The sequence below is a fragment of the Brucella sp. 22210 genome (assembly GCF_052045675.1).
Classification (GTDB): Bacteria; Pseudomonadota; Alphaproteobacteria; order Rhizobiales; family Rhizobiaceae; genus Brucella.
Window position 1 is genome coordinate 75,069 of sequence record NZ_JBQEPD010000004.1, and the last position, 13,612, is coordinate 88,680.

Consider the following 13,612-nt stretch of genomic DNA (forward strand, 5'->3'; position numbering starts at 1 on the left):
GCGCAAAGCATTGAAGGAGTCGACCATGAGCGTAACCATCTACGGTATCAAAAACTGCGACACCATGAAGAAGGCGCGCACATGGCTTGAGGACCATGGCATCGACTTTGGTTTTCACGATTACAAGAAGGAAGGGCTCGATGCGGCAACGCTCGACCGCTTCCTGAAAACCGTCGCCTGGGAACAGCTTTTGAACCGCGCGGGCACGACTTTCCGCAAATTGCCGGAAGAAGTGCGCCAGAATGTCGATGCCGCCAAGGCGCGGGCGCTGATGCTGGAACAGCCATCCATGGTCAAGCGTCCGGTGCTCGACAAGGACGGCGTGCTGACGGTCGGTTTCAAGCCGGATCAGTATGAGGCCTTCTTCAAGTCTTGAGCTGCCGGGCTTCTGCCATAGATATCTGCGGATAGGTCTGCCGAAGCGGAGAAAGCCATGCATCAGCGCTTGAACAAGATCGTTCAGCAATGGTCGGTGAGCTGGCGCGATGCGCTGGTTGCTTCCATTGCGGGCGCTGTCGCCTGGCTGATCTGTCAATGGCTTCTCGGCCAGCCGCGGCCGGTCTTTGCCATGGTCACGGCGGTGATCTGCCTTGCGCCCAACCTGCCAAACCACGGCAAGCAGGCCATCGGCGTCATGGTCGGCGTAACGACAGGCGTGGTGATCGGAGAACTGTCGCTTCTGCTGCCGGAAACCATTCCCGTCATGCATATGGCGGTGGTGACCTTCATCGCCATGGTGCTGGCTACGTCGTTCGGCATGGCGCCGGCGATTGCCATCCAGTCCGGGGTTTCGGCCATTCTGGTGCTGGCCATGGGGCCGCAAGTGGCAGGTGTGACGCGCCTGATCGATGTTCTGGTGGGGGCAGGTGTCGGGCTTTTGTTCAGCCAGATTTTGCTGACGCCTGATCCGGTGCGGCTGATCGACAGGGCGGCGCGGGGCCTGCTGGACCGGCTGGCAAACGGGCTGAAACAGGCGGCTATGGCGCTTGATAAACAGGACTCGGTGCGCGCGCAAAATGCGGTCAATCAGTTCACCTCTGCCCATCGGGCTGTCATCGCGCTGGGCGACGGCATTGCACTTGCCCGAAGCAATGCGCGCTGGTCATTGCGCGGGCGGCTGGCGGCGCGCGAAGTGACCGAAATGGCCGGACGTTATGATCGTCGCGGCATTCGTCTTTATGCCTCGGCGCTATTGTTCGGCGAAGCGCTGGGCAATGCGCTGCGCAAGAAGGAGGCTCCCCCGCCGCCTTGGGTCGGCGAGGCGTTGCAGATCATCATTGCCAATTGTTCGCTCGATGAAGGCGTGGTGCCGCAGCGCATTCCGCCCGTGCCGAAGGAAATACCCTTCGGCTGGCGTGATTCCGTGCACCGGCTGGAATCGGTGCAGGATACGCTGTTGCATTTCCTGCATTCTGGAATTCCCGACAGTGTGCCGCTGCGCCCTGCAAAGGAAACGGAAAAGGAAGTCGCCGCGCCGTCAAGCCAGTAGTCACGACGGCGGGTCGTCACGCTTTTCCAGAATGTGATCGACCAGCCCCCAGCTGAGACCTTCCTGCGCGGTCATGAAATTATCGCGGTCCAGCGCGCGTTCAACCTCTTCTTCGGTGCGTCCGCAATGTTCCGCGTAAAGCCGTATCATGCGGCGTTTGGTACGCTGCACCTCCTCGGCATGGATGAAAATATCCGATGCCTGGCCCTGAAACCCGCCCGATGGCTGGTGCACCAGCAGGCTGGCATTGGGTAGCGCTGCGCGGTGGCCGGGTTCGCCCGCCATCAGCAGAAAGGAACCCATCGAGCGGGCGGTGCCCATGCAAAGCGTGTGAACGGGCGCACGGATATAGCGCATCGTATCGTAGATCGCGAAACCGCTCGTCACCACACCGCCGGGTGAGTTGATGTAGAGATTGATCGGCAGCCTGGCATTTTCGGCTTCGAGAAACAGCAACTGGGCGCAGACCAGTTCCGAAACCGTGTCGTTCACCTCACCGTTGAGGAACACGATCCGCTCGCGCAGCAGGCGGGAGTAAATGTCGAATGACCGTTCGCCGCGGCTTGATTGTTCAACGACCATAGGGACGAGTTGCATCGTTTCGCGCATGGCGAACTCCTTTCCAGATTGTCGGATGACGGTCTGTCTTGCGCTAGGCCGCGCGCATCAGCAGCGATCCATTGGCATTGGCTGCAACCGGGGCAGGGCGCTTCAGCCGTATGTCGCTCAGCACATGACTGATCTGTAAGCGCGTGCCGCCCTCACCATTGGGAGCGATGCTGAAAGTGACGGTGCTTTCGAGAAACGGCGGTTCCTTCTCGCGCATCCGATAGGTGATTTCCTCACCGGGTTTGCACGATGCGGCGCTCTGTTCGGCAAGATCGGCTGTGGGAAGCCAGTGCTCCCGGAATTCGGGCGTGCTGATTGCCCGCCAGACTTTCTGTGGCGCGGCATCCAGCTCATAGGTCTGCGCGATATCGGGCTTCGGCGTTTGGCTCTGCTGTTCGGTCATTGGTCCATATCCTTCAGCAAGTCTTTCAGGGCGTCGATACGCGCTGGCCAGTAGGCGCGATATTTCATCAGCCATTGGGCCATCAGCGCCAGACCGTCGGGGTCGACTTCGTAATTTACAAACCGCCCGCGCTTTTCTTCCCGTACCAGTCCGGCGCCGCGCAAAACCGCCAGATGCTGGGACATGGCAGGCTGGCTGATCTCCATGCCTTCGCGCAGCGCGCTGGCATTCAGACTGCCGGTCGCCAGTTTTTCATAGATTGCGCGACGGGTCGGATCGGCCAGCGCCTTGAAAATATCGTTCTCGTTCATGTCTAACACATAAGCACATACTTATGTGATTCGCAAGCCATGATTGGACGCCGCCGAGCGTTCGCGCCTATTTGTCGGGGGAGGTGAACTGCATCGTATAGACACCACCGCCGATCCCTTGCGCCAGCGCGGGAGCCAGTTGCAGCGGCGTACATTTCTGCACGGCTTCAATGGCGGTATCTGCAAAAGCCTTTCTGGCCTTTGCATCGCCCTTCATATTGATCGCCGTGGCGCGCGGCGTGCCGATCAGGCTGCCGTCGCGCTTGAAGCTGAAGCTCAGCGTGACGGATGAGTTCTTTGTACCGGCGGGCGGCGACCAGCAGGCCTGCAATGCCGCACCGACCTCTTCCATGGACTTCAGTTCCGCCGCCTGAACCGCGCCGGCAGTCAGAAAGATGGATGCACACAGACCAGTCATAGAAATGAGTTTTTGAACCGCGATCATTTTGATCTCCCCAAGCGCGATATTTCCACATTGAAGTAGGGCAGTAGGGGAATAAGGCAGTATGTTTTGGTTGCGGACGGCCGAGGCGTTGTTAATCCTATTCCCCTATTCCCCTATTCCCCTATTCCCCTATTCCCCTATTCCCCTATTCCCCTATTCCCCTATTCCCCTTGATCGCTTCCATCAGAAAAATTCAATTGTACGCCCGCGCTTGAGGGGTATTTTGCGGCGCATGACCCAGTTCTCTCCCAAGTCGAACTTTCTCAAGTCAGCTTTTTCCCGTTCGGATATTTCAATGTCATCCTCCCCCAACTCCGCTCAACACCAGACGGCGATCCGTTATGCATTGGGCGGTTTTCTCGCAATGGCGTCTGCAATGGGCATTGGCCGTTTCATCTACACGCCGATCCTCCCGGGCATGATGGCCGATCTTGGCTTCAACGCCGCTGATGCAGGCTTCATCGCTTCCTCCAATTATATCGGCTATCTGCTTGGCGCTGTGGCGGCGGGCTATGGCTGGTCGGCAGGCATTGAACGCGCCAGCGTCATCGCTGGTCTCATCATCAGCGCGGTGCTTTGCGCGGCAATGGCGCTGTTCGACGGCGTCTGGATGTTTGCAGCCATCCGCTTTGCTGCCGGTTTCATCAGCGCGGTGACGATGATCCTTTGCACGGCCATCGTGCTCAGCCATGTGACCGCAGCCGAGCGCAGCGGGCTTGGCGCGGTGCATTTCGGCGGGGTGGGCAGCGGTATTGCCATCTCGGCGGTGCTGGTCGCTGCCATCCGCTTTTCCGGCCTTGGCTGGCGTGCGGATTGGGTCGGTGCGGCGCTGCTTACGCTGGTCATGCTGGTGGGTGTGATCTTTCTGGTGCGCGAAGGGCCGCGCGGCAATGGCGGCAATACACGTGAACCGGCTTTGCCGAAAAGCTTTGCCTTCAACGCATTGGCGCTTGCCTATGGTATTTTCGGCTTCGGCTATGTCATCACCGCGACGTTTCTGATCGCCATCGTGCGCGCCAATGAAGGCGGACCGTTGATGGAAGCAGCCGTGTGGATCGTCACCGGCCTGACCGCCGCGCCATCCATCTGGCTGTGGTCTCCGGCGGCGAAAAAGTTCGGCCTGTTCAATGCTTTTGCGCTGACGGCGCTACTGGAAGCCATCGGCGTTGCTGCCAGCGTCGTCATCGCGCCGCCCGTTGGCCCGCTGGTCGGCGGCGCGCTTCTGGGCATGACCTTCATGGCGCTGACGGCTTTCGGTCTCCAGATTGCGCGGGTTCTGGCTCCGGCATCGCCAAAGCGGGCACTGGCGCGTATGACCGTGTCGTTCAGCATCGGGCAGATTGTCGGGCCGCTGGTCGCCGGTTACATGGCGCAGCGTTCCGGCTCGTTCACCTCGGCCAGTCTCGCGGCAGCGCTTTCGCTGGTGGCTGTTGCTGTCATTGGCGTGCTTGCCGGTCAAAAGGCCAAGTAGGGCGCTAAAAGCAGGAAACTAATGAGGTTTCTGGCAAAATCTTACAAAGATTTAACTGGTAAAGGCACGCTAACAGGCATTCTATGGGGGCGATAACCCCATAGAATCGGGACCCTTTTCGTGTTCGTATCTTTCTTCCCCCGCCCCAAATTGTTCTTTCCGTCTGTCGTGCTCTGGAGCCTGCTGGCTGTCCTTGGCTGGTATATGGGGGGAGAAAATCTTGGGCGCATATTCGGAATGCCGCCAGCAGCTGCGGACGCTGCGCCGATCATCGGCGCCAGCATTTTCTGGTCCGCGCCGTTCCTCTGGTTCTATATCTATTTCGCAGTGGTGACCTTTGCGTTCTACGCGTTCTGGGCAGTGTTCTCGCCGCATCCCTGGCAGCGTTGGTCGATCCTTGGTTCGGCGCTGATCCTGTTCACGACCTATTTCTCCGTGCAGGCCAGCGTAGCGGTGAATGCCTGGTATGGTCCGTTCTACGATATGGTGCAGAAGGCGCTGTCGACGCCGGGTTCAGTCACGGCCAGCGATTTCTATTGGGGCACGGTCGACTTCCTCGGCATCGCCTTCATCGCGGTCACGATCGGTGTGTTGAGCCTTTTCTTCGTCAGCCATTACATCTTCCGCTGGCGTACGGCGATGAATGATTATTACATGAGCCACTGGCCGCAATTGCGTCATATCGAAGGTGCGGCGCAGCGCGTGCAGGAAGACACGATGCGCTTTTCCTCAACGCTGGAACAGTTGGGCGTCAGTCTGGTGAAGGCCGTCATGACACTGATCGCCTTCCTGCCGGTCCTGTTCACCTTTTCAGAAAAGATCAATGAACTACCGATCGTCGGCGTCATCCCGCATGCGCTTGTCTGGGCGGCGATTTTCTGGGCGGTCTTCGGTACAGGCCTGCTGGCGCTGGTCGGCATCAAGCTGCCGGGGCTGGAATTCAACAATCAGCGCGTAGAAGCGGCCTATCGTAAGGAACTGGTCTATGGCGAGGATCATGATGATCGCGCGGGGCCGGTTACAATGCGCGAATTGTTCCGCAATGTCCGGCACAATTATTTCCGGCTCTATTTCCACTATGTCTATTTCAACGTGGCCCGCATTCTCTATCTGCAGGCGGACAATATCTTTCCGACGGTCATCCTCATTCCGTCCATCGTGGCAGGCAAGCTAACCTTGGGCCTGATGAGCCAGATCAGCAATGTGTTCTCGCAGGTGCAGGGTTCGTTCCAGTATCTCGTCAATTCATGGACGACGATCATCGAGCTTCTGTCGATCTACAAGCGTCTGCGCGCCTTCGAGGCGACCATCCATGGCGAGCCGCTGCCGTCGCTGGATCGTGAAAATCTGGAAACACCACAGGGCGTTTAAGGAAGGGCAACGGCACGCTCGTGCTTCGAGACGGCGCTTACGCGCCTCCTCAACATGAGGGTTTGGAAAACGCCGGCTACGACCTGTTCTGCGCAGCGTGGCCGGTGTTTTTGTCGAGGCTGTTCAGATAATCGCCATAGGTGGTGCATTTGACATCGGGCTTGGTGCAGACTTCCGAAACAAGCCGCTCCATGGCCCGCCAGTATGCGCCGTCATTCATCAGCACGAAATGGAAGCCCAGCTGCAAGGGAATGCGCTCGCCGTCATATTGCTTGTCGAAGGCGGTGCGAAACGCCTTATAGGCGCGGTCCTCGAAGGCTGCCGACTGTTCCGGTGCTTCCTTGGCCTTGGAATGGCGGACATAGAGATTGTAATCCATTCCGACGATCGGGCGCTGCGACGGGCCTTCCGGGATCAGCGGCAATCCGAAGGATGCGAACTGGCCTGTGATCTGGGGCAGTTCCGGCCCGCGTGTGACGGATGAGGCCTGATAGCGGAAACCATTGGCCTTCAGCGCGTCCTGCACCGGCTTCGAAGCCGCGAGATAGGGTGCGCGAAAGCCGTTGATGCCGTGCAGCGCGAGGTCGCGCCAGCCGTCCGGCTCGCCGTCGATACCGTTGTTCTTGTAGGCGTCGGCGACGATGCGGCGAAACTCGCCGACTTCCTTGTTCCAGTCCGCGGTGGACCAGCTTGTGCCGTCGAAATGGCCGCAGCCGTGGCTGGCAATCTCGTTGCCCTCCAGATGCGCCTGCCAGATATTGCCAAGCCGGGCCACGACTTCATCATGGGTCTGGGCAAAGCCGACATTGGACGCACCCGCCTTTTTGTGTGGCGGCTGATAGCTGGTGCGGCCTTTCCGGGTCATCAGAAAGACGCAGGACAGGAAATAGGTGAAATGGGCGTTGTTCTTCTTCGCGAGTTCGCGTGAGCGCGTCCAAAGTGCATTGTCATGCGCGCCGTCGAAGGAAATCAGCACATATTGCGTTTTGGCGGCAGCAGCGTCGGCTTCGGCACTCAGGTCCGGCGATGTCGCCCCGGCAGGCGCACAAAAAGCCGTCGACAGGGAAAGAGCGAGAAGGGTTTTGGGGGAGAAAACGCGCATTGCCATCAGATACCGGGAAAATCGGATGCCGGGAAGGGGGATATGACCTCGCTATCCCTTGAATATGGCGAAGGTCGGACCGAAATTCACTTTTACGCGGGGCTTGATCTGCTTATTTCGCAGACGGGTCTTACATATGGCGACAATTCCGACTAAAAGCGCCAGAACATCTATTTCGTAAACCAGATTCAAGAACAATGGCAGGTCCATGGCAGACGACAGTTTCATTCGCGAGGTAAACGAAGAACTCCGTTCGGAACGGGCGAAGCAGGTCTGGAAGAATTTCGGCCCGATCGTGATCGGTGCTGCCGTTGCCGTCGTTCTGGGCACTGCTGGCTGGGTCGGTTATCAGCATTGGACCGACAGCAAGGCGTCTGCATCCGGTGACAAGTTCCTCGCGGCGCTTGACCTTGCATCGGCAGGCAAGAACGACGAAGCGCTTGCCGCGCTCGACGATCTGGAGAAGACCGGCTACGGTTCCTATCCGGTTCTGGCGCGCCTGCGCGCGGCTTCGGTACTTGCTGGCAAGGGCGACGCAGCTGGCGCCGTGAAGGCCTTCGACGATATCGCTGCCGACAATGCCGTGCCGGGCCCTCTGCGTGATGTGGCTCGCCTGCGTGCGGGCTATCTGCTGGTCGATAGCGGTTCTTATGACGATGTCGCCAAGCGCGTCGAAACCCTGTCTGCCGATGGCAATTCGATGCGCTCCAGCGCGCGCGAAGCCCTTGGCCTTGCGGCCTGGAAGGCCGAGCGCTACGACGATGCGGCTAAGTTGTTCAAGCAGATCGCCGATGACGGTTTGGCACAGGCCAATATCCGCCAGCGCGCTAACACCATGCTGGATCTGATGCGCAGCGCAGGCGTTGCGGCACAAAGTTAAACAAAGGCTACCTTCGGGGCTGGTCTTGAACCGGCCCTGTTTCTTTCTGGAGTAATTTTCGTTCATGGGTTTCACTCTCGCTATCGTCGGGCGTCCCAATGTCGGCAAGTCCACGCTGTTCAATCGTCTCGTCGGCCGCAAGCTGGCGCTGGTGGACGACCTGCCGGGCGTCACGCGCGACAGGCGCATCCATGACGCCAAGCTCTACGACCTCAAGTTTCAGGTAATCGACACGGCTGGTCTCGAAGAGGCCGCCAACGACTCGCTGGAAGCGCGCATGCGCGCCCAGACGGAAGCCGCCATCAGCGAAGCCGATGCGGTTCTGTTCGTGGTCGATGCCAAGAACGGCCTGACGCCTGCCGACAACACCTTTGCCGAACTGGTGCGCCGTTCCGGCAAGCCGGTGGTGCTGGTGGCCAACAAGGCCGAAGCGCGCGGCGCGCAGTCGGGCCTTTACGACGCCTTCCAGCTCGGTCTTGGCGAACCGTGCCCGATTTCGGCTGAACATGGTCAGGGCATGCCCGACCTGCGTGACGCCATTGTCGAACTTCTGGGCGAAGAACGCGTCTTTGCCGATGAGAAGGAAGCCGAAACCGCAGACGAAGTCTTCACGCCGAAAGCTGTCGGCGAGCTGATCGGCGACGACATCGAAGATCCGGATGAAGAAGTCATCCCGGCCTATGATGCGACCAAGCCGCTGCGCATTGCCATTGTCGGACGCCCGAATGCGGGCAAGTCCACGATGATCAACACGATGCTCGGCGAAGATCGCCTGCTGACCGGCCCGGAAGCGGGCATTACCCGTGACTCGATTTCGGTCGACTGGGAATGGCACGGTCGCAAGATCAAGCTGTTCGACACTGCCGGTCTGCGCCGCAAGTCGCGCGTGCAGGAAAAGCTGGAAAAGCTGTCGGTCGCCGACGGCCTTCGCGCCATCCGCTTTGCGGAAGTGGTGATCATCGTGCTCGACGCGACGATCCCTTTCGAAAAGCAGGATTTGCAGATCGCCGATCTGATCATCCGTGAAGGTCGCGCACCGGTCATCGCCTTCAACAAGTGGGACCTGATCGAAGACCGCCAGATGGTTCTGGCCGATCTTTACGAAAAGACCGCCCGCCTTCTGCCGCAGGTGCGCGGACTTCGCGCCGTGCCGATTTCGGGCGAACGCGGACAGGGTCTCGACAAGCTCATGGAAAATGTCGTGAAGACCCATGAGATCTGGAACCGCCGTATTTCTACCGGCCGCCTCAATCGCTGGCTGGAAGGCGTGATCGCCCATCAGCCGCCGCCGGCCGTTTCCGGTCGCCGCCTGAAGGTGAAATATATGACGCAGGTGAAGACCCGCCCGCCGGGCTTCGTCGTGTCCTGCTCGCGCCCCGATGCGATGCCGCAATCCTATGTGCGCTATCTGATCAACGGCCTGCGCGAGACCTTCGACATGCCGGGCGTGCCGATCCGCCTCGCGCTGCGCACCTCGGACAATCCGTTCGCCGGTCGCGCCAAGAAGAAGCGATAAGCATGATGCAAAAAAGCCCGGAGCGATCCGGGCTTTTTCTTTTGACGCTATTGAACAGACGGCATCATGCCTTTGGCAGCACGAATTCGACACGCCGGTTCTGGGCGCGACCATCGGGATTGTCCTTACCCTCTATGTCGTTGGGCGCGACAGGTTCGCTTTCGCCACGCCCTTCCGGTTTCAGGCGTGCTGACGGCACGCCATTGCCGACTAGAAACTCGACAACCGCTCCGGCACGCGCTTTCGAAAGCTTGAGGTTGTAGCTGTCGGAACCTTTTGAATCCGTATGGCCGACAACCTGCACGGTGGAATCCGGTGTGCTGTCCAATATCTTGACGACATCGCCCAGTGTGGACTTGGCCTTAGCCGTCAGCTTGGCGCTGTCGAAGCCGAACAGGATATCGCTCGTGACAGACAGGACGATGCTGTTATCTGTCTCGCGCATCATGATGTTGCCGCTCTTCTCGACAATCTGTTGCGCTGCGCCCGAAAGGCCGCGTGCGTTGCCATCCGTGCCGCCCGATGCTGAAACCAGATCGCGGATTTCCGGCACAAGATCACGAATATAGGCGCTCTTATCCGTATTCAGCCCTGCATCCTGCGCTGTTCCGACAGATGGCAGGCACAGCGCAGCAAGGCTGATGAGACCGTAACGGGTCAATCGATGGATCGTAGCCATTGGCTGTTCCCCCTATTCGGCGGGAACGGCGAATGGTCCGAGCGGCTCGACCCCCTTGATATAGAGCGTCACCTTCTGGTCTTTCGGCGGGGCCGGAAAGACGCCATGCCAGACGCCGACCACAGGCCCCTTGCCGAACAGCGAAACGGAGGTGGGCGTGAGCGGCTTGCCCTCGGAGTCCTTCAGCAGCAGATACTTCTTGTCGCCAGCGAGAAGGTAATAATCGTTCTCGTACTCCTTGTCCGACATGGAGCTGTAAAGCGTCGAGGAAACGTTGTCGCCTTCCGTGGCATTCTTGAAGCGAACCTTGACGGTCAGCTTGTCACCGTCGCGTATGGCGCCGCTGACCTCGGCGGTAACCTGACCGCTGCTGTGATAGCCGGTTGCGAGCGGCTGGCCCGCTGCTTCTTCAGCCAGCGCTGCAAAGGGCAGGGCGCTTGCAGACAGCAAGACGGTGGCGAGAAGTGTACGTGAGAGAAACGCCATGAGTATCGCTTTCATTTGTTGGACAGCCTGGAGCATTATGCAGTCGGACGAAATCACCCGGCGTTGCATTCATGCGGTGAGAACAAATAAGGGAGCAGTTCAGGCGGTGTCATTAGAACAGATTTGGACGGATTATGCTCTGAAAGGTGAACCACTCCGGATGCGGGGTCGAAACCTAACAGTCTGAAAACAAAAATTCTATAAAGTTTCAAAAAACCTACAATCTTTTACTTCAAACTTCTTTTCCGTTCGTTACATGACGGATTGGGGCCGGTGTTTCAGGTATTTATTTTCGCGTCGATCTCATCCATTGGCATCAAAACGCACATTAACGGGTTGAGCTTGGCCGTCGCGGCTGCTAATCCGCCCGCTCCCCGATTTTCTCCCAAAAGGTGCAGTGATGACGAAGGCTGTTGAGAGCCCATTTGATGGCGTGACATTAGGCATCGATTTCGGCACAACCAACACGGTTCTGTCCGTTGCCAGCCCCGATGGTTCGGCGGCCGTGCTGAGCGTCGTCAAGGATGGCGCCGACGTGACTGGCTATCGCTCGATCCTCTGTTTCTGGCAGGATCGCGAAACCGGCGAACGCACGGTAGAAAGCGGCCCATGGGCGATGGATGCTTTTGTCAACGCACCGCATTCGACGCGCATGCTGCAATCCTTCAAGACCTTCGCGGCGTCGAAATCCTTCACCGATACGCCGGTCTTCGGCAAGCGCTTCAAGTTCGAGGATATTCTGACGACCTTTCTCGAAACGGTTGCGGCGCGTCTCGGCGACCGGCTGCCGCCCAAGGGCAATCGCGTGGTGATCGGGCGTCCGGTTATTTTCGCAGGCGCCTCGCCGGACGAGGAGCTGGCGATGCAGCGCTATGAAAAAGCATTTCGCGCTTTCGGCTTTACCGACATTCACTATGTCTATGAACCGGTGGCGGCGGCCTATTTCTACGCGCAGGAATTGAAGGCGGATTCAACCGTTCTGGTGGCCGACTTCGGCGGCGGCACGAGCGACTTTTCCATCGTGCGTTTTGAAGTGGGCAAGGGCGGTCTTTCCTTCACACCGATGAGCCAGACAGGTCTTGGCATTGCAGGCGATACATTCGACTATCGCATCATCGACAATGCGGTTTCACCACTGCTCGGCAAGGGCACGGAATACAAATCCTTCGGCAAGCGCCTGACCATGCCGAACCATTATTACGCAAATTTCGCGCGCTGGAACACGCTGTTCCTGATGAACTCGCCCGCGACGATCCGCGACCTGACCGAACTTGCCAAGCAGGCGGTCGAGCCGGAAGCGCTGGAGCATTTCATCAATCTCATAGAGAACGATTACGGTTACGAGATTTATCGCGCCGTTTCGAACCTCAAGGTCCGGCTGTCATCCGAGCGCATGGCGGAACTGCATTTCAAGGCGGATGATTTTGAAATCCGCTCCGATATCACCCGCAACGATTTCGAAAACTGGATCGCCGAGGATGTGCGCCAGATCGAGCAGTCGGTGGAAGAGGCCGTCGACAAGGCCGGAATTCAATCCGGCAATATCGACCGTGTATTCCTGACCGGTGGTACGTCCTTCGTGCCGGTCATCCGCACTGTGTTTGAAAGCCGCTTCCCCGATGCGGCGGTGACCAGCTCCAACCAGTTCGATTCCATTGCCACCGGTCTGGCGCTGATCGGTCAGGATGCGGATATCGACCGCTGGTCCGTCAAGTGATTGCTGAAGGTGCATTGTCCTGACGGGTGTCGTCAGGACGCTGTCGCCGTATCGGCAAAGCAGCTGGCAACCTTGTCATTCGCACCAAGCTTCTTCGCCCATTTGACCAGCTCCGGCACCTCACTTCTGTCAGCCATGCCGCCCCAAACGTCTTTGAGTTTCGGCGTCTTGCCTGAGAGGTTGAAGAAGAAATAGCCGGGGTCCGCGACCAGAACATCGGCATAAACGACGGCCCAGTCGCCGCTCTTCATGAATGTCTCGATGGTGATGGCGGTTGGTTTCACTTTCTTGCGAAAGCTCTTGGCAATCAGGGCTGTGTAATCGGCCCGCTGTTGCTTGGTCAAACTGGCGGTAACCCCGTCGCAAGGCGACTTGGCGACGGCGCTTCCCGCGAATGCCAGAACCACCATTGCAATGAAACCACCTATACAGGCCGACTTGAAAACGGCTGTCATCCTTCCCCTCCAAACGTGTGTCATCCCGTTCGGTGAGCATAGCCGGATTATGCGGAAGCGATAGAGCTTTAGGGCAGGATTTCGATCGGCGTGCCGTTTGGCACTTTTGCCCAGATGTCGCGCATTTCGGCGTCGGTGACGGCAATGCAGCCATCGGTCCAGTCCCACAAATGGTGCATGGATGCCAGCCAGCCCCAGCCGTTCGGCAGGCCATGGATCATGATATTGCCGCCCGGCGCATAACCGCCCGCCGCGGCTGCCCGCTGATCCTCTTCGTTCGGATAGGAAATATGCAGGCTCAGATGCGCCATCGAACGCGGATTGCGCCAGTCGATGACATATTGCCCTTCCGGTGTCTTCTCGTCACTCTCGCGCTGCTTGTGGCCGCCATCGCCATTGCTGCCAAGCGATATGCGATAGGTGCCAATCGTCTGGCCCTGGCGCAGCAGGGTCATCTGGCGGCTGGCCTTTTCAACACGGATCGCATCGGCCTGCTGTTCTGCCGGCGCGGCGACGGGAGGCTCGACGAGGCTGACCCGCGCCATGACCTTGGTATAGCCAAACAAAGCGATAGCAATGAGCACGACGGCAGCGAGAGTTTTCTTGATCATGATGTCCGCTCTGACCCGAATATGCGCAACGAAGAGATGAAGTGCTTTTCACAGATGATTGGGGCTT

Annotated in this window: 16 protein-coding genes; 7 read left to right on the forward strand and 9 right to left on the reverse strand. The window is 58.7% G+C overall.

What is annotated here, in order from left to right; genetic code table 11:
* The first annotated feature begins 25 nt into the window (after positions 1-25).
* Entirely contained in the window at positions 26-376 is a 351-nt protein-coding gene (locus ACTJKP_RS07365; RefSeq protein ID WP_440630183.1) for an ArsC family reductase, read from the forward strand.
* A 57-nt stretch (positions 377-433) separates the two neighbouring features.
* A complete protein-coding gene (locus tag ACTJKP_RS07370) occupies positions 434-1,489 on the forward strand; it encodes an FUSC family protein (protein WP_440630184.1) in 1,056 nt (351 codons plus the stop codon).
* On the opposite strand, the gene ACTJKP_RS07375 is transcribed toward ACTJKP_RS07370, so the two are convergent.
* From ACTJKP_RS07375 to ACTJKP_RS07390, 4 genes are all read right to left on the reverse strand, one after another.
* Entirely contained in the window at positions 1,490-2,098 is a 609-nt protein-coding gene (locus ACTJKP_RS07375; RefSeq protein ID WP_440630185.1) for an ATP-dependent Clp protease proteolytic subunit, read from the reverse strand.
* Between the two features lie 43 nt (positions 2,099-2,141).
* Positions 2,142-2,501 carry an SRPBCC family protein gene (locus ACTJKP_RS07380; RefSeq protein ID WP_440630186.1) on the reverse strand — a complete coding sequence of 120 codons (360 nt, stop codon included), beginning with the start codon at positions 2,499-2,501 and terminating at the stop codon, positions 2,142-2,144.
* Complete coding sequence (locus tag ACTJKP_RS07385; protein WP_078337986.1) at positions 2,498-2,812, reverse strand: ArsR/SmtB family transcription factor; 315 nt, start codon at positions 2,810-2,812, stop codon at positions 2,498-2,500. Before ACTJKP_RS07385 ends, ACTJKP_RS07380 begins: the two co-directional genes overlap by 4 nt.
* A gap of 67 nt (positions 2,813-2,879) precedes the next feature.
* Entirely contained in the window at positions 2,880-3,257 is a 378-nt protein-coding gene (locus ACTJKP_RS07390) for a hypothetical protein (protein WP_151588782.1), read from the reverse strand.
* A 295-nt stretch (positions 3,258-3,552) separates the two neighbouring features.
* Here ACTJKP_RS07390 and ACTJKP_RS07395 point away from each other — a divergent pair, with 295 nt between their 5' ends.
* Both ACTJKP_RS07395 and sbmA read left to right on the forward strand, forming a co-directional pair.
* Positions 3,553-4,728, forward strand: a complete 1,176-nt coding sequence (locus tag ACTJKP_RS07395; RefSeq protein ID WP_440630187.1) for a YbfB/YjiJ family MFS transporter — start codon at positions 3,553-3,555, stop codon at positions 4,726-4,728.
* Positions 4,729-4,848: 120 nt separating this feature from the next.
* Entirely contained in the window at positions 4,849-6,099 is a 1,251-nt protein-coding gene (sbmA, locus tag ACTJKP_RS07400; protein ID WP_440630188.1) for a peptide antibiotic transporter SbmA, read from the forward strand.
* Positions 6,100-6,175: 76 nt separating this feature from the next.
* Here the strand turns inward: sbmA and ACTJKP_RS07405 are convergent, their stop codons facing one another.
* Positions 6,176-7,201 (reverse strand): polysaccharide deacetylase family protein, encoded by a 1,026-nt coding sequence (locus ACTJKP_RS07405; protein ID WP_440630189.1) that lies wholly within the window; start codon positions 7,199-7,201, stop codon positions 6,176-6,178.
* A gap of 208 nt (positions 7,202-7,409) precedes the next feature.
* Between ACTJKP_RS07405 and ACTJKP_RS07410 the strand changes: the two genes are divergently transcribed.
* On the forward strand, positions 7,410-8,081 hold the full coding sequence (locus tag ACTJKP_RS07410; RefSeq protein ID WP_113534691.1) for a tetratricopeptide repeat protein: 672 nt from the start codon (positions 7,410-7,412) through the stop codon (positions 8,079-8,081).
* Positions 8,082-8,145: 64 nt separating this feature from the next.
* Entirely contained in the window at positions 8,146-9,597 is a 1,452-nt protein-coding gene (der, locus tag ACTJKP_RS07415) for a ribosome biogenesis GTPase Der (protein WP_078337988.1), read from the forward strand.
* A gap of 64 nt (positions 9,598-9,661) precedes the next feature.
* Here der and ACTJKP_RS07420 read toward each other — a convergent pair whose 3' ends face one another.
* Complete coding sequence (locus ACTJKP_RS07420; RefSeq protein ID WP_440630190.1) at positions 9,662-10,276, reverse strand: OmpA family protein; 615 nt, start codon at positions 10,274-10,276, stop codon at positions 9,662-9,664.
* A gap of 12 nt (positions 10,277-10,288) precedes the next feature.
* On the reverse strand, positions 10,289-10,777 hold the full coding sequence (locus ACTJKP_RS07425) for a hypothetical protein (RefSeq protein WP_440630191.1): 489 nt from the start codon (positions 10,775-10,777) through the stop codon (positions 10,289-10,291).
* Positions 10,778-11,162: 385 nt separating this feature from the next.
* Between ACTJKP_RS07425 and ACTJKP_RS07430 the strand changes: the two genes are divergently transcribed.
* On the forward strand, positions 11,163-12,479 hold the full coding sequence (locus tag ACTJKP_RS07430; protein ID WP_113534692.1) for an Hsp70 family protein: 1,317 nt from the start codon (positions 11,163-11,165) through the stop codon (positions 12,477-12,479).
* A gap of 32 nt (positions 12,480-12,511) precedes the next feature.
* Here the strand turns inward: ACTJKP_RS07430 and ACTJKP_RS07435 are convergent, their stop codons facing one another.
* Together ACTJKP_RS07435 and ACTJKP_RS07440 are read right to left on the reverse strand one after the other, a co-directional pair.
* Positions 12,512-12,934, reverse strand: a complete 423-nt coding sequence (locus ACTJKP_RS07435; RefSeq protein ID WP_440630192.1) for a hypothetical protein — start codon at positions 12,932-12,934, stop codon at positions 12,512-12,514.
* Positions 12,935-13,002: 68 nt separating this feature from the next.
* Entirely contained in the window at positions 13,003-13,545 is a 543-nt protein-coding gene (locus tag ACTJKP_RS07440; protein ID WP_440630193.1) for a L,D-transpeptidase family protein, read from the reverse strand.
* Positions 13,546-13,612 lie beyond the last annotated feature (67 nt).